Source organism: Bombiscardovia apis (genome assembly GCF_033095945.1).
In the GTDB taxonomy this organism is placed as follows: Bacteria; Actinomycetota; Actinomycetes; order Actinomycetales; family Bifidobacteriaceae; genus Bombiscardovia; species Bombiscardovia apis.
The window spans coordinates 867,657-886,602 of the sequence record NZ_AP026800.1 but is presented as its reverse complement, the minus strand read 5'-3'; the positions used below and the strand labels follow the sequence as shown (position 1 = coordinate 886,602).

General features: G+C 52.5%; 14 protein-coding genes and 1 tRNA gene. 8 read left to right on the top strand and 7 right to left on the bottom strand.

Going from position 1 to position 18,946, the window contains the following annotated elements; all coding sequences use genetic code 11:
• Window positions 1–70: 70 nt before the first annotated feature.
• Entirely contained in the window at window positions 71–1,183 is a 1,113-nt protein-coding gene (locus tag R8377_RS03350) for a PTS sugar transporter subunit IIC (protein WP_317643562.1), read from the bottom strand.
• 450 nt (window positions 1,184–1,633) lie between these two features.
• Window positions 1,634–2,797: an aminotransferase class I/II-fold pyridoxal phosphate-dependent enzyme gene (locus R8377_RS03345; protein ID WP_317643561.1), complete on the bottom strand. Its 1,164-nt coding sequence runs from the start codon at window positions 2,795–2,797 to the stop codon at window positions 1,634–1,636.
• Between the two features lie 146 nt (window positions 2,798–2,943).
• Here R8377_RS03345 and R8377_RS03340 point away from each other — a divergent pair, with 146 nt between their 5' ends.
• Entirely contained in the window at window positions 2,944–3,768 is an 825-nt protein-coding gene (locus R8377_RS03340) for an oxidoreductase (protein ID WP_317643560.1), read from the top strand.
• 65 nt (window positions 3,769–3,833) lie between these two features.
• Here R8377_RS03340 and R8377_RS03335 read toward each other — a convergent pair whose 3' ends face one another.
• Together R8377_RS03335 and guaA are read right to left on the bottom strand one after the other, a co-directional pair.
• On the bottom strand, window positions 3,834–4,874 hold the full coding sequence (locus R8377_RS03335) for a zinc-dependent alcohol dehydrogenase family protein (RefSeq protein WP_317643558.1): 1,041 nt from the start codon (window positions 4,872–4,874) through the stop codon (window positions 3,834–3,836).
• A 294-nt stretch (window positions 4,875–5,168) separates the two neighbouring features.
• Window positions 5,169–6,731 (bottom strand): glutamine-hydrolyzing GMP synthase, encoded by a 1,563-nt coding sequence (gene guaA / locus R8377_RS03330; protein ID WP_317643557.1) that lies wholly within the window; start codon window positions 6,729–6,731, stop codon window positions 5,169–5,171.
• 352 nt (window positions 6,732–7,083) lie between these two features.
• Between guaA and R8377_RS03325 the strand changes: the two genes are divergently transcribed.
• Together R8377_RS03325 and R8377_RS03320 are read left to right on the top strand one after the other, a co-directional pair.
• Window positions 7,084–9,558, top strand: coding sequence for a phosphoketolase (locus R8377_RS03325; RefSeq protein ID WP_317643556.1), 2,475 nt, complete (start codon window positions 7,084–7,086; stop codon window positions 9,556–9,558).
• Between the two features lie 375 nt (window positions 9,559–9,933).
• Window positions 9,934–10,161 carry a hypothetical protein gene (locus R8377_RS03320; protein ID WP_317643548.1) on the top strand — a complete coding sequence of 76 codons (228 nt, stop codon included), beginning with the start codon at window positions 9,934–9,936 and terminating at the stop codon, window positions 10,159–10,161.
• A gap of 769 nt (window positions 10,162–10,930) precedes the next feature.
• Here R8377_RS03320 and R8377_RS03315 read toward each other — a convergent pair.
• Window positions 10,931–11,206 carry a LacI family DNA-binding transcriptional regulator gene (locus tag R8377_RS03315; protein WP_317643547.1) on the bottom strand — a complete coding sequence of 92 codons (276 nt, stop codon included), beginning with the start codon at window positions 11,204–11,206 and terminating at the stop codon, window positions 10,931–10,933.
• A 217-nt stretch (window positions 11,207–11,423) separates the two neighbouring features.
• Between R8377_RS03315 and pta the strand changes: the two genes are divergently transcribed.
• Entirely contained in the window at window positions 11,424–13,112 is a 1,689-nt protein-coding gene (pta, locus tag R8377_RS03310) for a phosphate acetyltransferase (RefSeq protein ID WP_317643546.1), read from the top strand.
• A gap of 165 nt (window positions 13,113–13,277) precedes the next feature.
• A complete protein-coding gene (locus tag R8377_RS03305; protein WP_317643545.1) occupies window positions 13,278–14,504 on the top strand; it encodes an acetate/propionate family kinase in 1,227 nt (408 codons plus the stop codon).
• 73 nt (window positions 14,505–14,577) lie between these two features.
• On the opposite strand, the gene aroA is transcribed toward R8377_RS03305, so the two are convergent.
• On the bottom strand, window positions 14,578–15,927 hold the full coding sequence (gene aroA, locus R8377_RS03300) for a 3-phosphoshikimate 1-carboxyvinyltransferase (RefSeq protein ID WP_317643543.1): 1,350 nt from the start codon (window positions 15,925–15,927) through the stop codon (window positions 14,578–14,580).
• A gap of 101 nt (window positions 15,928–16,028) precedes the next feature.
• Entirely contained in the window at window positions 16,029–17,111 is a 1,083-nt protein-coding gene (locus R8377_RS03295) for a hypothetical protein (RefSeq protein WP_317643541.1), read from the bottom strand.
• Window positions 17,112–17,332: 221 nt separating this feature from the next.
• Between R8377_RS03295 and R8377_RS03290 the strand changes: the two genes are divergently transcribed.
• The 3 genes from R8377_RS03290 to R8377_RS03280 all read left to right on the top strand — a co-directional run bounded on the left by R8377_RS03290 (window position 17,333) and on the right by R8377_RS03280 (window position 18,812).
• Window positions 17,333–17,406, top strand: a tRNA-Pro gene (locus tag R8377_RS03290).
• Between the two features lie 54 nt (window positions 17,407–17,460).
• A complete protein-coding gene (gene yaaA / locus R8377_RS03285; protein ID WP_317643540.1) occupies window positions 17,461–18,246 on the top strand; it encodes a peroxide stress protein YaaA in 786 nt (261 codons plus the stop codon).
• 5 nt (window positions 18,247–18,251) lie between these two features.
• Entirely contained in the window at window positions 18,252–18,812 is a 561-nt protein-coding gene (locus tag R8377_RS03280; RefSeq protein ID WP_317643539.1) for a DNA-3-methyladenine glycosylase I, read from the top strand.
• The last annotated feature ends 134 nt before the right edge of the window (window positions 18,813–18,946 follow it).

Genomic DNA, 18,946 nt, shown 5'->3' with positions numbered 1-18,946 from the left:
TTGGATATCAAACAGCCTCTTGTCATATCCGTCTTGATCTGAAGTTCACTCAGATCAAGACAGCTGGTTGTCACGAATAGTTAAGCACGTAATACTGAGGCTTGTGGAATTTGAACTTAGTACAAATATAATCACTCACGTAGCCCAAGACTATCGGCAAAATCACGAATAATACTGAAATTAGGATAATGTTGCCTACACTAAAGCTACCGTAGCCTTCCAAAGCAGCTAGGGGTCCAACCAAGCCGATGCAGCCGAAACCGGCAGTCGAAGGCGTGGCTTGTACATGGAAAACTGCTCCCAATCCGCCCATAATGGCTGCATTAATCAAAATCGGTAAGAGCAGCTTGGGGCGAGTGAAGAGATTAGCCATCTGCACCTTAGGAGAGCCCAAGAAATGTGCTAGACAGGTGCCCAAAGAGTTGACTTTGCGCCCGTAAATAGCCAGTGCAAAACCAGCGGCCGCGATACCAAGATTGGCCGACCCCGCACCGATTCCAGTCAAAGAAATGGCCGCAGCAATACCAACAGAAGAAATAGGGCTCACAATGATGAAAGCGAAGATAGCGCCCATGAGCGTGCCCATGAGTATGGGCTGAATAGTTGTCATGGAGTGAATACCGATACCGATATAACGGGTGATGGCAGAGACCGGGGTGTATGTCAGCAGACCCACACCTCCTGCAATGAGCACAACCAAAGTTGGTATCAGGAGGATGGTGTATGCCTTCAAGAGGTCACCTAAGAGCAGGATTACAACGTATCCCACGGCAATAGTCACCGCTAAGTTGATCACATCTCCCGGACCTGCCACGCTAATGCCCTTAGGGGTCATGTGGTAATTACCGGCGCCAATTGCTGCCGCTAATGCTAGCGAAGTGGTCTGAATGGGTGTAAATTTGGCCATCATACCCACGCATACAGCACTCACGGCAGGCAAAAGGGTTTGCGCTATTGCGGTCATAGTCAAAATGATCTGAATCTGCGGCACAGCTGGTACTAAGTATTTCAGCAAGCTGTTGAGCAGGGCTCCGGGAATTAAAGCCACGATAATGCCAATAGACAAGCCGTTTAGCATATTCATAGTGGCTTCGTAGAGCTTGGCTTTCAGCCCAACAGCTACTACCGGCTGTTGGACTGCAGTGTGCGGTATGGGTGTACTCGTAGATTCAGTGCTGCTCATATATTGTTCTTTCGCTCGGCCCGCCATAAGCGGACAGCCTCTATACCAATTCAGGGATTCAGTAGCCGGTTGCGGTACAGAAAGCCCCCACAATCTGAAAACTGTGGGGGCGAGAAGTTGAGTATGTCTCCGCGGGGCCGCACAGCCAGATGTTCGTCTAATCTGTGCAACCGTTGACGCTCAGTTCATTGCTGCTTCAGATTAGACCTGAGCAGCAAGACGTGTAACCGCCTGAAACTGTGCGTAAACCACATTGCCACGAAAACCTCCTTCTCGAAAATAGCTTGAGCCTTATAGTATGCCATCGGCAAGCAGCGTCAACATTTACGTCCACATAGTGAGAAACGGCCAAACCGACCCCATAAACAAGAATGAACCAAGATGTTCCATCTTAATTACCTGTGCGTTGTTAACACTGAAGAATAGGGACTCCTCTCCCCTACCCAGTTATCAATGCGTTGCCATGTATGACTGAATGCGGCGGGCTGCCTCTTGCAAGTCCTCCATCGAAGCGGCATACGATATACGGAAGTAACCTTCCCCGCCCTGCGCAAAGCTGGCACCAGGAATAATAGCAACCTTGGCTTCCTGAGCCAGTGAATAAGCGAATTTCCAGGAATCGCTCATGCGCTCAGGTAGTTTTACGAACAGGTAGAAGGCCCCCTGTGGATTGGTAACTTCTAAACCAGCTTCCCTCAGGGCTCCCAGCATGAAATCGCGGCGTGTGCGGTAGGCTTCCTTCATTGGGGCAGCGTCGTTTTGCCCCTGACTCAAAGCTTCTAGCGCCGCATATTGGGCCGCAGTAGTCGAGCAGGTGATAGTGAACTCGCTGACCTTGGCCACTTCGTTGATAATCTCAGCTGGCCCTGCCGCTATGCCAATGCGCCAACCGGTCATAGCGTGAGATTTGGAGACACCGTTTAAGACTACGGTCTGCTCGGGCAAGACCTGCCCCATAGAAACGTGTCTGCCCTCGTAAGTGAGTTCTGAATAAATTTCGTCAGAGAGCACGAACAGCCCATACTTGCGAGCTACATGTGCCAAAGCTTCCAGCTGCGAGCGCGAATACGTTACGCCAGTTGGGTTGGCAGGAAAGTTCAGCACCAGCACTTTCGCGCTGTCTCGATGCTCGCGCACTACTGCTTCGAGCCGTTCAGCAGTGAGTACAAAACCGTCGTTTGAGGTGTCGATAAAGACGGTATTTCCGCCTGCCATGCGCGAAATGGGAATGTATAGGGGGAAGATAGGCGTAGGTATAAAAACGGTATCGCCAGGGTTGAGCATGGCGTTCAAGCTGGAATAAATGCCACCCGTCGCGCCTGCGGTAACTAAAATCTCAGTGTCTGGCTGGTAAACAGTGCCATATTTGGATGCCAAAAAGACACTGGCGGCTTCCCGTAGAGCTGGCAGACCACGGCTGGGCAGGTAGTGGGACTGATCAGCCTCAATAGCGCGAATAGCAGTCTGCTTCACATGCTCAGGAGTGGCGAAGTCCGGCTCGCCGAGGGTGAGCTTGATAATGCCATCAATCTCGCTTACGTCTGCGTTAAAGGTGCGGATATCGCTAGGCTTTTGCTCCCGAACTCGCTCATTCATCCGTACTGCCATATCCATACCAGTCTTCTCCCAACAGATGTATAGCTCAAGGCCACGAACTAAGAAACCCCTCAGTTCCTTCATCATACGCTAAGCGCAGACCGCCTTAGCAAGCCTATACTAGGGCTTACTAGGCGTGCGGAGCGCGGAACAGAGGAGTTTGTATGAATGCCAGGGTCGTACTCATTACTGGGGCTACCAGCGGAATCGGCTACCAAGCTGCTGCTATCCTAGCCCGCCACGGATTGCGCGTCTATGGAGCTGGTCGACATATAGACCAGCTCAAACCACTGACAGGATTGGGTGTTCAGCCTGTGCCACTTGACCTCAGTAATGATGATTCAATTCAGAAAGCAGTTGAAGCTGTGCTGTCCCGTGAAAGTCGTATTGACATTCTCATCAACAATGCTGGCTACGGATCCTACGGTCCGGTAGAAGAGGTAGCCATTAGCGAGGTACGCCAACAGTTTGAGGTCAATCTGCTGGGGTTAGCCCGCTTAACTCAGCTGGTCTTGCCCACTATGAGAGCACAGGGGCATGGGCGAATTATTAACACGTCTTCGATGGCTGGTCGGATGGTTACGTACATGGGTGCCTGGTATCACGCCACGAAATACGCGCTTGAAGCTTTTAGCGATGCCTTGCGTATGGAAACTCGTCAGTTCAATATCGACGTGGTACTCATTGAACCGGGTGCAATTGCTACCAATTGGGGGCGTATAGCCGCCGATCATTTAGAAGACTCAGCCCACGGTGGCCCCTATCAAGAAGCCGCACAGCAGGCAGCGCAGGGTCTACGTAAACTCTACAACAGTCGTTGGTTAAGCAAGCCGGATTCAATAGCACAAGTGATAGCAAAAGCAGCCAGCACCCGCCGCCCTAAGACGCGTTACTTAGTTGGTTTTGGTGCCAAACCATTAGTAGCACTCCACGCTCTCTTACCTGACCGAGCCTTCGACTTCATTATGATTCATGCCAAAGACTTGTAAAAAGTGAACAGACCAGCCTTGACCAATAGCAAACGAGGACGCAGGGCCAAGGCTAGCTCAGTTCATTAATCTTCCACGATTAAGAGGGACTTTATTGCGGTACGTTGGTCCATTGCTTCATACGCTTGCTGAATCTGCTCGAGTTTGAACCGCTGAGTGAAGACCTTACCGGGTTCAATCTTGCCTTGCAGAACCGCGTCTAGGAGCACGTTCTTGTCATAAGTTGTGACAGAGGCAATGCCACCGCGTAAACCGATGTTACGCCAGAAAAGGGAATTGGTATTCATTTCGGCCTTTTGAGGCACTCCCACCCGTCCCACGACTGCTCCGGCGCGGGCAACTTTCACTGCTGTGTCAACCGATTGTTCGCTACCAACACACTCTAGAATTGCGTCCGCACCCGCTCCTTCAGTCATTTCCATGACCTTTTCCACAGCCTCGTCACCGCGCTCAGCAATCACATCTGTAGCTCCAAACTCAGTCGCTAATGTTTGGCGGTCCTCGTGACGGCTCATAGCGATAATACGGCCAGCGCCGAGTAGCTGCGCTGAAAGCACGCCGCACAGGCCAACGGCACCGTCGCCCATCACAACAACGGTATCGCCCTGCTGTACCTCAGCGCTAGCAGCAGCATGGTACCCCGTAGCCATTACGTCTGCCAGTGTTAGTAACGAATTCAGCATTCCGTCACTATAGTCAGATATAGCCCCTGGAATCTTGACTAGGGCCCAGTCAGCGTTAGTAAAGCGCAAGTATTCGCCCTGATAACCGCCATTGCCTCCCGATTCCATATTCATGCAGTTACCATCGAAACCTGCTTTACAAGCCGCGCAGTGACCACAGCCGTGGGTAAAAGGCGCGATAACAAAATCGCCAGCTTTGATATGTGTAACTTCCGATCCAACCTCTTCAACTATGCCGATAGCCTCATGACCTACGAATGAACCTGACTCACGCGTGGAAATGCCGCGGTACCACCACAGGTCCGACCCGCATACACAGGCCCGCACGATACGAATAATGGCATCGGTTGGCTTTTCAATAGTTGGCATAGGAGCATCTGTCAGTTCCATCTGCCCTGGCTTTACGAAAATAGCTGCCTTCATACTGACCTTACTTTCTTTGGCTTACTCACTAATATCTTGCCGAACTCACTCATAAGCATAGAAACTTAGAGTCACTCGAAGTCAAATCGACATGCCGCAGCCAAAACACGGTTTCACGGGCCGCATCGCTATGTAATATGCGCATCTCACACCAGCAGATGAGTATAAACGTTATGCATCTCCCCACCAGTTTGCTCACGAAGTACGCATATATACAGCAGGGGGTTGGCAACAGTACCATATCTGTTGCCAACCCCCTGCGCTTTAAAGAGTTACGCTCAATGGGCGAGACTCTTATTCCCACTCGATAGTTGCCGGTGGCTTGGAAGTCACGTCAAGTACTACTCGGTTGATGCCGCGGCACTCGTTGGTAATTCGAGTTGAGATACGGGCAAGTACATCGTAGGGCACTCTGGACCAGTCTGCGGTCATGGCATCTTCAGAAGAGACCGGACGCAAGACTATGGGAGAGCCGTAAGTACGCTCGTCTCCCTGCACACCTACCGAGTGAACATCTGCCAGCAAGACCACCGGGCACTGCCAGATGTCTCGATCAAGACCAGCTTGGCTGAGCTCTTCGCGGGCGATGGCATCCGCATCGCGAAGCAGGTCCAAACGTTCCTGAGTAATGTCGCCGATGATGCGAATCCCCAAACCTGGACCGGGGAAAGGCTGACGCCAGACAATGTCGTCGGGCAGGCCCATCTCAGTGCCGATTGCGCGAACCTCGTCTTTAAAGAGCGCTCGCAGGGGCTCAATAAGCTCAAAGGTGATGTCGTCGGGCAGGCCGCCGACGTTGTGGTGAGACTTGATGTTAGCAGCCCCATCTCCCCCGCCGGACTCGACAACATCGGGATACAGCGTGCCTTGCACCAAGAATTTAACTTCTTTACCGTTCTTACCGGCTTCTTCGATGACTTGCTGCTGGGCCTTTTCAAAAGTACGAATGAACTTCTCACCGATAATTTTGCGCTTGCGCTCGGGCTCAGATACGCCGCTCAAAGCCTCAAGGAAGTCTTGCGAAGCGTCGACAGTAATGAGCTTAATGCCGGTTGCTGCCACGAAATCATGCTTAACTTGGTCAGCCTCACCCTTGCGCAGCAGCCCGTGGTCTACGAAGACGCAAGTGAGCTGGTCGCCGATTGCCTTGTGAACCAGCGTAGCAGCCACGGCTGAATCCACGCCGCCCGACAGGCCGCAGATTACCTGATCGTCACCAACCTGCTCACGTATCTTACGTATCTGGTCGTCGATAATGCTGGAAGCGTCCCAGTTGTCTTGTAGGCCGGCGCACTGGTGAAGGAAGGTATAAATCAGTTCCTGCCCCAGCGCAGTGTTCACCACTTCAGGATGCCACTGCACACCATAGAGACCGCGGGAAGGATCTTGCATAGCCGCAACAGGAGCACCCTGGGTGTGGGCCAATACTTCAAAACCTTCGGGAGCCTGCTCAACAGCTACGCCATGACTCATCCAAACGGACTGCAGTGCAGGAGAGTTCTCTAAAATGCCGCTAGCTTTGTCAATAACGGCTTCAGTCTTGCCATATTCACCTAGGGCAGCCTTATCTACGATGCCCCCTAGCTCATGAGCCATGACTTGGAAACCGTAGCAGATACCCAACACGGGCACTCCGGCCTCGAAAATAGCGCGATCTAAGGTAGGCGCACCATCAACATAGACTGATGCGGGACCGCCAGACAGGATAATTGCCTGAGGGTCCTTAGCAAGCATGTCTTCTACGGACATTGAATGCGGCACCAGTTCGGAGTAGATGTGCGCTTCCCTGACGCGCCTGGCGATGAGTTGGGCATATTGAGCTCCGAAATCAACGACAAGTACTGGTCCAGTGGCCATGACGCTCCTATATATTGTGTAGGTAAATGTCCTTTTATTATGTCCGCACTTTCCGACAATAGAACCACGCACGTAGCCGTGAGCAAAACTCCCTCCTATCATTTAACTGGTAAATATATTCAAGAACCGTTTTCATGAGACGTGTTAACCTGCCTTCTGGCACTTAATCGAACATGTTTGTTCGTGATATGAACACATACGAACACGCTCGTAACGAAAACAGCCAAAAAGTCGTAACTTCCTCGTACGATTAAAGCGATTGGGAAATGAGGAGTCGCTAGGCTCGCCAGAGATTGGCAGCACCTCATAACCGAACAAAAATAATCAATCGCACTACAGTGCAGGAGTACACATGACGAATCCTGTTATCGGCACCCCTTGGAAGAAGCTTGACGCTCCCGTTTCCGAGGAGACCTTGGAAGCCGTCGACAAGTATTGGCGCGCAGCCAACTACCTTTCCATCGGCCAGATTTACCTTCGCAGCAACCCGCTGATGAAGGAGCCTTTCACTCGTGAGGATGTCAAGCACCGTCTTGTCGGCCACTGGGGCACCACTCCTGGCCTGAACTTCCTCTTGGGCCATATCAATCGTTTGATTGCTGACCACAAGCAGAACACTGTCTTCATCATGGGCCCCGGCCACGGTGGACCTGCTGGTACTTCGCAGTCCTACATCGATGGCACCTACACCGAGTACTTCCCCAAGATTACGAAGAACGAAGAGGGCTTGCAAAAGTTCTTCCGTCAGTTCTCTTACCCTGGCGGTATTCCTTCTCACTTCGCACCTGAGACTCCCGGTTCCATCCACGAGGGTGGCGAGCTGGGTTATGCACTCTCCCATGCTTATGGTGCTGTGCTGAACAACCCCAGCCTGTTCGTTCCCGCAGTTGTGGGCGACGGCGAAGCCGAGACCGGCGCACTGGCTACCTCTTGGCAGTCCAACAAGCTGGTTAACCCCCGCACCGATGGTATCGTGCTGCCAATCCTGCACCTCAACGGCTACAAGATTGCCAACCCGACCATCCTGTCCCGCATTTCCGACGAAGAGCTGCACGAGTTCTTCCACGGCATGGGTTACGACCCCCACGAGTTCGTAGCTGGCTTCGACGATGAGGACCACATGTCCATTCACCGTCGTTTCGCAGACCTGCTCGAAGAGGTCTTCGACGACATTTGCGAGATCAAGGCTCTGGCTCAGACCGACGACATGACTCGCCCCTTCTACCCGATGATTATCTTCCGCACGCCCAAGGGTTGGACCTGCCCCAAGTACATCGACGGCAAGAAGACCGAGGGCTCTTGGCGCTCCCACCAGGTACCGCTGGCTTCCGCCCGCGACACCGAGGCTCACTTCCAGGTTCTCAAGAGCTGGTTGGAGTCTTATGCTCCTGCCGAACTCTTCGACGACAAGGGTGGCATCCGCCCTGAGGTTACCTCCTTCATGCCTGAAGGCGATCTGCGTATCGGCGAGAACCCGAACGCTAACGGTGGCCGTCTCCTTGAGCCTCTGGATCTGCCTGACATCCACGATTACGAAATCGATGTCAACAACCACGGCCATGGCTGGGGCGCAACTGAGGCTACTCGCGTTTTGGGCTACTACACCCGTGACGTACTGGCCAAGAACCCCACCGATTTCCGTATCTTCGGACCCGACGAGACGGCTTCCAATCGTCTTGCCGCCGCTTACGAAGTCACCAACAAGCAGTGGGATGCCGAGTACCTGTCCGAACTGACCGATGAGCACATGGCTCACACCGGCCAGATTATCGAGCAGCTCTCCGAGAACCAGATGGAAGGCTTCTTGGAAGGCTACCTGCTCACCGGTCGCCACGGCATCTGGAGCTCTTACGAGTCCTTCGTGCACGTTGTCGATTCGATGATCAACCAGCACGCAAAGTGGCTGGAAGCAACGGTCCGTGAGATTCCGTGGCGCAAGCCCATCGCAGGCCTGAACCTCCTGATCACCTCCCACGTGTGGCGCCAGGATCACAACGGATTCTCTCATCAGGATCCGGGTGTTGTTGACATTCTGCTCAACAAGAACTTCAACAACGACCACGTGACCAACATCTACTTCCCTGCAGATGCCAACATGCTGCTGGCCGTAGGTGAGCGTTGCTACAAGTCCACCAACTGCATCAACGCCATCTTCGCTGGCAAGCAGCCCGCCGCCACCTACCAGAGCGTAGATGACGCCATGGCTGAGCTGGAGAAGGGTGCTGCTCGCTGGGATTGGGCTTCTAACGCTCAGAACGCTGACGATGCCGATGTCATCATCGCCACCGCCGGTGACGTTCCGACCCAAGAAGCTCTGGCTGCCAACGATATGCTCCAGAAGATGGGCCTGAAGGTTCAGTTTGTCAACGTTGTTGACTTGCTCAAGATTCAGAATGCTCAGGAGAACGACCAGGCCCTGTCCGACGAGGAGTTCGCAGAGCTCTTCGGCAAGGATAAGCCTGTCGTCTTCGCCTTCCACGCATATCCCGGCTCCATCCACCGCCTCATTCACGGCCGTCCCAACCACGACAACTTCGCGGTTCACGGCTACGAAGAGCAGGGTTCCACCACCACACCATTCGACATGGTGCGCGTGAACAACATGGATCGCTGGTGCTTGGCTGCTTCCGCTCTGAAGATGGTGGATGCCAACAAGTACGCCGGCCAGATCGATGAGTGGACTAAGTTCCGCACTGAAGCCTTCCAGTTCGCTGTAGACAAGGGTTACGATCACCCCGACTACACCGATTGGGTATGGCCCGATGCCAACCGCGCTGGCCAGGAGAACCTCTCCGCCACCGCAGAAACTGCTGGCGACAACGAGTAGTAAAACGCGTATGAGGCTCACGTAGTCTCATTGCTTACTCACAGAAAGCCCCTCCTGTTCATTCAGGAGGGGCTTTCTGTATGAGTCCACAACTTGAACGTGGTCTGCGCAGACCTCACCCTGTCCCCTTCGTCGTGTTGCATTGCCCAAGGTTACGGCTGTCAAGGTGGTGTCGACTATCGCTATTTTCCAGATGATTGCTTTTATCGTCGCCATGTTTGTAGGCCTGCTCTCCGATAAGATTCACAAACGTAAGCCGATAATAATGCTCTCGGCGGTTTTGGCCATTATTGGATTTGTTTTCTCCATCATTATGCGTTCGATTACCGGCATTTACTTGCTTGCGTTTTCGTGGCTTTGGTTCAGGGCATCTTCGTGGCTATTGATCAGGCGCTCAACGTCGATGTGCTCCCCAGCAAGGAGAATGCGGGCAAGGATCTTGGCTTCATCAACGCCGCCACGACTGCTAGTCAGTCCGCCGGTATGGCTTTGACTTCCATCATCGTCTCGACAACGAAAACCTACATCTACATCTTCCCCATTGCTATTATCATGTCAGTGCTCCCTATCTTCTTTGTAATTTCTATTAAGTCTGTGAAGTAGTCTACTCACATTTGAGAGGGGTTTGACGGTTATGCGATTGCATCAAACCCCTCTCGTCGTATCTCGGGGTACATAAGTGGAGATGAGCCCTTGCGGTTGTCGGCTGAGAAAATGAGGTTGGGTGGCACCTCGGTATCGATCAGCCTATCTGCGGCCAGCATTCTCATTTCCCTGTGCTCAACATGTACGCTTGAGAATTGTGGAGTTACCAATTGACAGCTAGGTATGTCATCAATACCAGCTATTGCCAACGCAAGGCCTAGGCGGCCAGAAGAAGATTGCGCTTGTACAAACTACATAAAGGACAAGAGTAATATCATCATTGAAAGCTAGTACTGCGGCGGTAGGTGTTCACTATAATAGTGGAAACTTTTAGCAGCCTGAGTGGCTACTGGGTACGCGCATGACATGCAGCGGAAAGCTATCGCCGCCTCTCTGCAAGCTCGAGATAAAGCCTTCCCACGCAAGATTCGGGTCTAGGCAAGTAAGCAATAGCACGATGTCCTAGACGATACAGGTCGCGCTCGATATCCTGTATGGCCGGAGAATCATAAGAAAAAATGGAAGCAACATCTGAAACCACCCGGTTGAGTACGACTAGAGGTTTACTTTGTGTGAATCAACAAATTGCGGTGTCAGAAAGCCGGGAAGAACCCAAAACCGCTCCGTCTAAGTGAAGTAGTATGCGGCGCAAGGCAAGCATTTCTCGTTCACTGCTTTCCTCAGTGTCGAGAATGTTGACGCCAAAGTTACGTCGATAGCAAGCCTTTTAAAGCCCTCGGTCTATGCGTGCCGAAACAATGTTTTCTAAGTCGGTAACCACGATGGCCAGTAACCCCTGTAACCCAATGCTCACTGGTGCATCCAAACTGCTACTCTGGTATCCCATAGCTTCTACTACTGCTAGCACTTGCTGTCGGGTTCGGATACTCACCCGTCCTGACCTAACAAACACGCGTGAAGCTGTAGATAGGGAGACACCAGCTCGCTGAGCTACCTCGGTCAGCGTTACCTCGTTGTCTTGGCAGCTCGGGCTGATTTTCATAGCACTGGCCACTCCTTGGGGCGGTGTCTCATTCATGAGCACATAGTTTAAACTGTGCTGAGAGGAGTACCACAGTGAAAACCATTTGTTGCAGGAACTCCCTCTCATACAAGAGGCGGAAAGAAACGTTGACTTGCCAGCACTACCTCGTATACTGTAACTGCTGCTGAACGAAGTGGTCACAGTACAGAATGTATTTGAACAGGAGGGGGACCAAGTGAGTCCTGTCACTATCAGTATTATCAGTCCTGAAGCGGGCGTGGGGCGCAACCTCGTGGCATACGGCCTTGCGACCGTGCTAGGCAAAAGCGCTAAGTTGGCGTTGTTTAGGCCTGTAGCTTGCCGTAAGGAGACACTCACCGACACCCTCTTGAATGCGATTGACAGCTCGGCTGAGCGCTCTGATTATGTAGGCACTTGCCCTTGTAATGCCCGCGAAGACGGAGAGCAGGCTCGGGCAGACGCTCTAGCTGCATATTCACAGATGGTGGCCAGCCAGCAGCCCGAGATGGTGCTTTCAGTTTCTTCAGATAAAACGGCTGTGGCTGATCCGAACCGCATGACCTTAGATGCGCAGATGGCCGCGGACTTGCGCTCGCCCGTATTCTTGGCTGTGTGCACGATAGATCGCACTGCTCAACAAGTCGTGGCAAGTGTAGACAACTGCCGGCGCATTATCGAACAAGCAGGAAGTAAACTGGCCGGCGTATTCATTACTGGATGCGAGAGCGAGCAGAAGTCTGATGTACAGGCAGCTTTGAGCAATTATGACAAGCCCTTCTGGCTTATTGACCGCTTTGACTTCGACCCTAATCCACAGGCCGAGAGCAACCACCAGCAAGCACTTTCTGTCTTCCAAGCATGTGTCTCAGACGAAAGCATTGTGGCAGCAGCACGCGAATCCGCGCCCCAAGTCACCACTCCTATTGCTTTCCAAAACGACTTGCTGGCCCGGGCCAAAGCCGCCAACAAAACCATCGTCTTGCCTGAGGGCCAAGAGGATCGTATTCTCAAAGCGGCAGACTACTTACTTGAGCGTGATATCGTCAAGCTCATCATTGTGGGAGACAAGGACAGCATCGCTAGCAGAGCCCAAGAGCTGGAATTAAACCACTTAGACAAGGCTACCTTCCAGGCAATGGATGATGAAAGTGTCTTGGCCCCGATGGTAGACAAGCTCTGCCAGCTGCGCGCCAAAAAGGGTATGACACTTGAGCAGGCCCGCCAACAGCTAGCTGATCCCTCGTATTTTGGCACCATGCTAGTTGTTCAAGGTTTGGCAGACGGATTGGTTTCCGGCTCGGTCAACTCCACTGCTAACACCGTTCGCCCGGCCCTGCAAGTGATTAAAACAAAGCCCGATGCTTCGCTAGTTTCCGGCGCTTTCCTGATGTGTTTTAAAGACCATGTGGCCATTTTTGCTGACTGCGCCATTAACCTCAATCCCAATGCGGAGCAACTGGCAGATATAGCCATACAATCCGCCCAGACTGCCCGCTCCTTCGGCATCGACCCCAAGGTTGGCATGCTCTCTTACTCCACGCTCGGCTCCGGTAAGGGTCCGGATGTGGATCTGGTAGAAGAAGCTACGAAGATTGTGCACAGCAAGGCTCCAGAGCTGCCGGTTGTGGGTTCCATCCAGTTCGATGCGGCTTGGTCGCCAACAGTTGCTCAGGCTAAAGCCAAAGGAAATGCGGTTGCCGGGCATGTGAACGTGTTCGTCTTTCCCTCACTAGCCGCTGGCAACATCGGCTACAAGGCCGTACAGCGCTCTTCTGGCGCTATAGCCATCGGTCCGATTCTGCAAGGCCTCAACAAGCCTGTCAATGACCTGTCGCGTGGCGCATTGGTGCAAGACATCATTAATACCGTCGCTCTCACCGCTGTAGAAGCACAAGACAAGTAAGCGCAAGCCAAGCAGCGCTGACCCAAGATGACCGGCGGTTTAGAGTAGAGCCCGCCAGCCATCTTGGGTTAGCTTATGCCCGTTTTGTAAGCACCGCAGCGTAATCTGAATAAAGGAATATGTGGAGTTTGAGCTCCAATCGATTTGCATCAGGAGGATGCCATAATGGCGAGAACCGTCCTAGTTATCAACTCTGGATCTAGCTCGATTAAGTATCAGCTAGTCGATCTCGAAACCGGCGAAGGCTTGGCTTCGGGCTTGGTTGAAAAGATTGGTGAGCCTGTTGACGGCCACTACAAGCACGAGTATCAGGGCCAAAAGCATGAGATGGAAGAGCCCATTAACAACCATGAGACCGGCCTCAAGCGCGTTTTGGGTCTCTTCAAGGAGTACGGCCCGGACCTCAACGAGTCCGGCATCGTCGCCGTTGGCCACCGCGTCGTGCAGGGCGGCTCTATCTTCCCCAAGCCAGCTCTAGTTACAGATCAAACCCTTGCCCAAGTCAAGGATTTGGCCGTTTTAGCACCTCTTCACAATGGTCCAGAAGCCGAAGGCGCTCAGGTTATGCGCGAGCTCCTGCCTGACACTCCTCAGGTCTTTGTATTCGACTCCTCCTTCTTCACCGATTTGCCTGCCAAGGCCTCGACCTATGCCCTCAACAAGGACATCGCCGAGCAGTACCATATTCGTCGCTATGGCGCCCACGGCACCAGCCATGAGTTCGTCGGTAAGCTCGTTCCTGAAGTTGTTGGCAAGCCTGCCGAAGGTCTCAAGCAGATTGTCTTGCACATCGGCAACGGTGCTTCCGCTTCCGCACAGGTCTCCGGCAAGCCGATTGAAACTTCAATGGGTCTCACCCCTCTTGAGGGACTGATGATGGGCAGCCGCACTGGTGACATCGACCCAGCAGTCGCCTTCCACCTGATGCGCAACGCTCACATGTCTGTAGACGAGCTCGATGATTTGTTCAACAAGCGTTCGGGCATGATGGGCATGACCGGCTTCGGCGATATGCGCGAAGTGCACCGCGAAATTGCCGAGGGCAACAAGGATGCCAAGCTAGCACTCGATATCTACGTGCACCGCATCGTAGCCTACATTGGCAACTACACGGCTCAAATGGGCGGCTTGGATGTCATCACCTTCACCGCAGGTGTGGGCGAGAATGATGAGATCGTACGCGCTCGCGTGATTGAGCAGCTCGCTCCCTTCGGTGTCAAGCTCAACTTGGAGGAGAACGACATCCGTTCCAAGGAAGCTCGCATCATTTCGACTCCTGACAGCTCGGTCACCGTTTGCATCGTGCCAACCAACGAAGAGCTTTCCATTGCTCGCCAGTCTGAGGTTATCGCCCGCGAAGGCGACTCCTACGGCAACAAGTTCGGCAAGTAAATACGGCAAGTAAATACAAGTTTGGCCCCAGCAGATACCCTTCTGCTGGGGCCAAACTTGTATCTGTGAGCGCTTACACTGTAGCCGTGCTGAGTATCTGCTCCCACATAGGTACGAAGTTGGGCAGAGTCTTACTCGTAGTTCCTATATTGCGCACTTCTATACCCGGGATACCTAAACCAAGCAGGGCTGCAAAGGTTGCCATCCGGTGGTCCGCATAAGTCTCTATGCAGGCAGGGTGAAGTTCGCGGCGCTCGACAGGTACTATTGCGATGCCATCTTCCAACTCCTCGGCCTGACCACCAACCTTACGAATTTCTGCTGTGAGAGCTGCTAGGCGGTTAGTCTCGTGCCCGCGCAGGTGGCCAATGCCTCTTAATCGAGTGGGGCTATCTGCGAATACTGCCAGCGCAGCCAAGGTCGGGGCAAGCTCTCCTGCAGCAGCCATATTGTAATCACCTAAGCCATGAAGACTGCCACTACCTTGCACTCGGCAGGCTTGGTCTGCGTCGATGGTAGGGAAACTCACCTGTGCTCCAAGACTGGTGAGCATGTCTGGAAGCAAACCGCCTGGCTGTGTGGTCTCCGTCGGCCAGTGAGGCACACAGACGCTACCACCGCTGATAAGTGCAGCCCCGAGGAATGGGGCAGCATTCGACAGGTCGGGCTCAACTTGAATCACTTCAGGCAATTGCGGCCCGAGCTGACCTGGCTCTTGATGCACTTGCCACGTCGCCTGATCTTCCCTAGCCTCGACCTGTACGCCGGTCTGCTGAATATCGCTCACTGTCATCCGAATATGTGGCAGGCTCGGCAGCGAAGCACCCACATGGTGCACTTGCAACCCGTCGCAGGCCCGAGATCCTAATAGCAAAAGTCCAGAGATGAACTGCGAAGATGAGGACGAGTCGATACTGACCACTCCCCCATTAAAGTGCTCAGGCGGCTGAATAGTAAAAGGCAAATACCCATCAGCGCCTTCATATATAACGCGCGCTCCCAATTGCTCTAAGCCATCTAAGAGTGAGCGCATGGGCCGCTCTTGGGCCTGTCTGTCGCCAGTAAAGCGCGTCGGACCATCGGCTAGCATAGCCAGAGCCGGCGCAAAGCGCATGACCGTTCCAGCAAGCCCGCAGTCCACTTCACCCCCGCCGGTAAAAATGCCATGTTCAGGTGGCAAAATCGTCACTTGGGTGGGGTCTTGCTCACCAGCTCGACTCTCCACGCCGAAAGTATGCAAAGCTGCAAGCATGAGGTCAGTATCGCGCGAGCGCAGCAATCCGCGTATCTCAACTGGCCGCCGGCCTAAGGCAGCAAGTATCAAATACCTATTCGATAAGGATTTGCTACCCGGTATGGTCACCTGCGCACTCAGCGGTCCTTGAGCGCTGGGAGCAGACCATAGAGCTTGTGTAAGATTCATATATTCATCATAGGGGCTACACCAGATGACACATATACCAGTTGGGAGCAGCCTGACACTCCGCAGACTGCTCCCAACCTATTTGACTGTATTAATTTTACTTACTTTTGAGCAAGTCTCGCATTGAGGGTATCCATCAAATCCTGCAAAGAATCCTCCGGAGTGGCTTTTTCCTTCTCTTTATCGAGCTTGGCATTGAACTCGTTAAAGTCGGGCGTCTCGCGTTCTAACTTGGAAGCTTCCTTTTGCAAATCTTCCATCTTCGTCAAACTGTCATTAGCATTGCTGGCATTTAGATTGTTGATTAAGTCAGTCATCTGCTTCATCACGTCTTGCAATTTGCCCATAACTTTTCCAGCTTGGCTAGTATATTCCGATATGGTCTTGTTGGGAACCTTAGCGGCCTGTTCAAGCCCAGTTTTGCAAGATCCAATAAAAGTATTCAATTGCTCAATATAGTCTTCACTATCCGAATCCGTGAGTTTGGAAGTGTCTCCGCAAGCCTTCTCCGCCTTGGCATACGCTGGAGCAGAGTCGATAAGGCCTTCAACGTAGGTCTTGTAACTTTGTTCTTTGTCGGAATAAGCCTGATACTTGTCTTTGACCGCACTATCTTTGACCGCTTTAAGAGAACCAAAATCCTTGGTCATCTTGTCGAGCTTGTTGACCGCCTGCTTAAGTTTGTCTGCATCCTGGCTGGAGCTTGACTTATCTCCCTTATACAGCTTGCCAATATACTCATTGATTGTAGCTTTCTGCTCTTCCAGTAGCCGGGTTGCATGAACAGCTTCTTCATAGTCAGCCCGTTTTACGCCCCAAGGCTTCCAAACCAGCAGAGCCGCCACAATCGCAATGACTGCGATGATTGCAACGATAATAGCAATCGTTTTCTTCTTGGCCTCTTGCTCATGCTCTTTCACGTCTGCGAATGGCACCTGACCGGTACCGTAATTTTCCTGGGCACCTTGATTGAACTGGCTTCCATCGTTGCCGCCCATATAAGATCCATCATTGCCTGCATAGCTCTGCGTTGGAGCTTGCGTATCGAAGGGCACCTGCCCCTGCGCTGGGTCAGCTTCTTGATTACTCTGCGCCATTGGTTGGTTTTGTGGTGCAGATTGAGCATCGTTGCCTGGCGCATTGCCTGGCTGATTATTGTCAAAGTTCTGCTGGTCGTCACTCATACCTTGTCTCATTTCGACTCTCTGGTGGCGGTCGTACTGTGTTCGCTGTAGACCACGCAACTATTTCCCCGATTTTCGCCCACATAGCACAGTGCACATAGACACTATTGAGCTTATCGTAAGCCGACACCAAACTACTGACGTATTCGGCAACACAGCGGGCAACTTTCTTTCCGCACTATGCGCTATACTTACATCTTGTGCCCGATTGCTTCGGGCTTCGGGCTGTAGCGCAGCTTGGTAGCGCGCCTGCTTTGGGAGCAGGATGTCGCAGGTTCAAATCCTGTCAGCCCGACTTTGCTTCTGTGACATGCACATCATCTCATGCCAAGTTAGATTGGTTTTCCCCATGATTACGCTCTTATCTCCAGCCAAAACGCTAGATTTCAACTCGCCCCTGCCCACTGAGCAAGGCACACAACCGCAGTTTATGCACGAGGCTCAAACGCTCGTAGAATCCTGCCAATCGCTCAGCACTGCCGACTTGCGCGAGCTCATGTCGATTAGCCCCCAATTAGCCGACCTCACCTACGAGCGTTTTGCCAATTGGGGCTCCCAGGCTAGCGCAACGAAGGCCCGACAAGCCGTATTGGCATTCAAAGGCGAAGCATACGAAGGCTTGGCAGCCAGCAACTTCTCAGAAGCAGACCTGCAATTTGCCCAAGACCACCTCCGCATTCTTTCGGGCTTGTATGGCATCTTGCGCCCACTCGACCTTATTGAGCCTTACCGCCTTGATATGGGCATCCGCTTGGCATCGGGCACTTATACCAACCTCTACCAATTCTGGAAGAGCAAGCTGAGCGCCTCCCTTAACCAAGAGCTCGCCGAAGCAACCGAGCCCACCATAATCAACCTAGCATCGGCAGAATACTCGAGAGCTGTCGAACCAAAGAAGCTCAATGCCGCCATTATTGAACCCATCTTCCTCGACGAAAAGAATGGCACATACAAGGTCATTAGCTTCTATGCCAAGCGCGCCCGAGGCCTCATGAGCCGCTATATTATTGAGCACCGCATTGAAGAAAGTTCAGCTCTCAAAGACTTCCGAGATGCGGGTTATAGCTTTGATGCTAGTATGTCTGACCAACACAAATGGTACTTCACGAGGGATGAGAACCGGCAGAAAAGGTAGTCACTATGAGCGTAGAGCGTTGCGAATGGGCTCAGGTAAGCGAATTAGAAACCGACTACCATGACCACGAATGGGGTGTGCCCACCCACGATGACCGCGAACTCTTCGAGCTCTTAATTCTAGAAGGTATGCAGGCCGGATTGAGTTGGGATCTCATCTTGCGCAAGCGGCAAAACTTCGTAGAAGCGTTTGATAATTTCGATTACCAAACCGTAGCATCTTATGGTGAAGACAAAATCGCCGCACTTCTGTCCACCTCCGGCATTGTGCGCAACAAGCTCAAGGTGCGCGCTGCAGTCAGCAATGCCCAAGCTTTCATGTCCGTTCAAGATGAATTCGGTTCTTTCGATGCGTATTTATGGTCGTTCGTCGATGGCAAGCCGATAGTTGGCAATTGGAAAGCAGTAGAAGATGTGCCCTGCTCGACTCCACTATCGGATGTTGTTAGCAAAGACTTACGTAGGCGAGGCTTCAAGTTTACAGGGTCTACTATCGTATACTCATATTTACAGGCCACGGGCCTATTAAACGATCACATCACCTCTTGTTTCAAATACCAGCAATAATGCCATATCGGAAAGTCTTACTTTTCTCCATTTAAAATAGAAGACAAACTTCTTTTAGTATCTGTTTACCATCGACAGCAATAAGGCCAACACGCTCAGCTCAGACCAAACGACCATGTTAACATTGTACACAT

What these genes read in the sequence shown, in the direction of transcription:
- yaaA (WP_317643540.1), top strand. Translation starts at nt 17,461, where the DNA reads ATGATTACGCTCTTATCTCCAGCCAAAACGCTAGATTTCAACTCGCCC.
- R8377_RS03325 (WP_317643556.1), top strand. Translation starts at nt 7,084, where the DNA reads ATGACGAATCCTGTTATCGGCACCCCTTGGAAGAAGCTTGACGCTCCC.
- R8377_RS03350 (WP_317643562.1), bottom strand. Translation starts at nt 1,183, where the DNA reads ATGAGCAGCACTGAATCTACGAGTACACCCATACCGCACACTGCAGTC.
- R8377_RS03315 (WP_317643547.1), bottom strand. Translation starts at nt 11,206, where the DNA reads ATGAAAATCAGCCCGAGCTGCCAAGACAACGAGGTAACGCTGACCGAG.
- R8377_RS03280 (WP_317643539.1), top strand. Translation starts at nt 18,252, where the DNA reads ATGAGCGTAGAGCGTTGCGAATGGGCTCAGGTAAGCGAATTAGAAACC.
- R8377_RS03335 (WP_317643558.1), bottom strand. Translation starts at nt 4,874, where the DNA reads ATGAAGGCAGCTATTTTCGTAAAGCCAGGGCAGATGGAACTGACAGAT.
- R8377_RS03340 (WP_317643560.1), top strand. Translation starts at nt 2,944, where the DNA reads ATGAATGCCAGGGTCGTACTCATTACTGGGGCTACCAGCGGAATCGGC.
- aroA (WP_317643543.1), bottom strand. Translation starts at nt 15,927, where the DNA reads ATGAATCTTACACAAGCTCTATGGTCTGCTCCCAGCGCTCAAGGACCG.
- R8377_RS03305 (WP_317643545.1), top strand. Translation starts at nt 13,278, where the DNA reads ATGGCGAGAACCGTCCTAGTTATCAACTCTGGATCTAGCTCGATTAAG.
- guaA (WP_317643557.1), bottom strand. Translation starts at nt 6,731, where the DNA reads ATGGCCACTGGACCAGTACTTGTCGTTGATTTCGGAGCTCAATATGCC.
- R8377_RS03345 (WP_317643561.1), bottom strand. Translation starts at nt 2,797, where the DNA reads ATGGATATGGCAGTACGGATGAATGAGCGAGTTCGGGAGCAAAAGCCT.
- R8377_RS03295 (WP_317643541.1), bottom strand. Translation starts at nt 17,111, where the DNA reads ATGAGTGACGACCAGCAGAACTTTGACAATAATCAGCCAGGCAATGCG.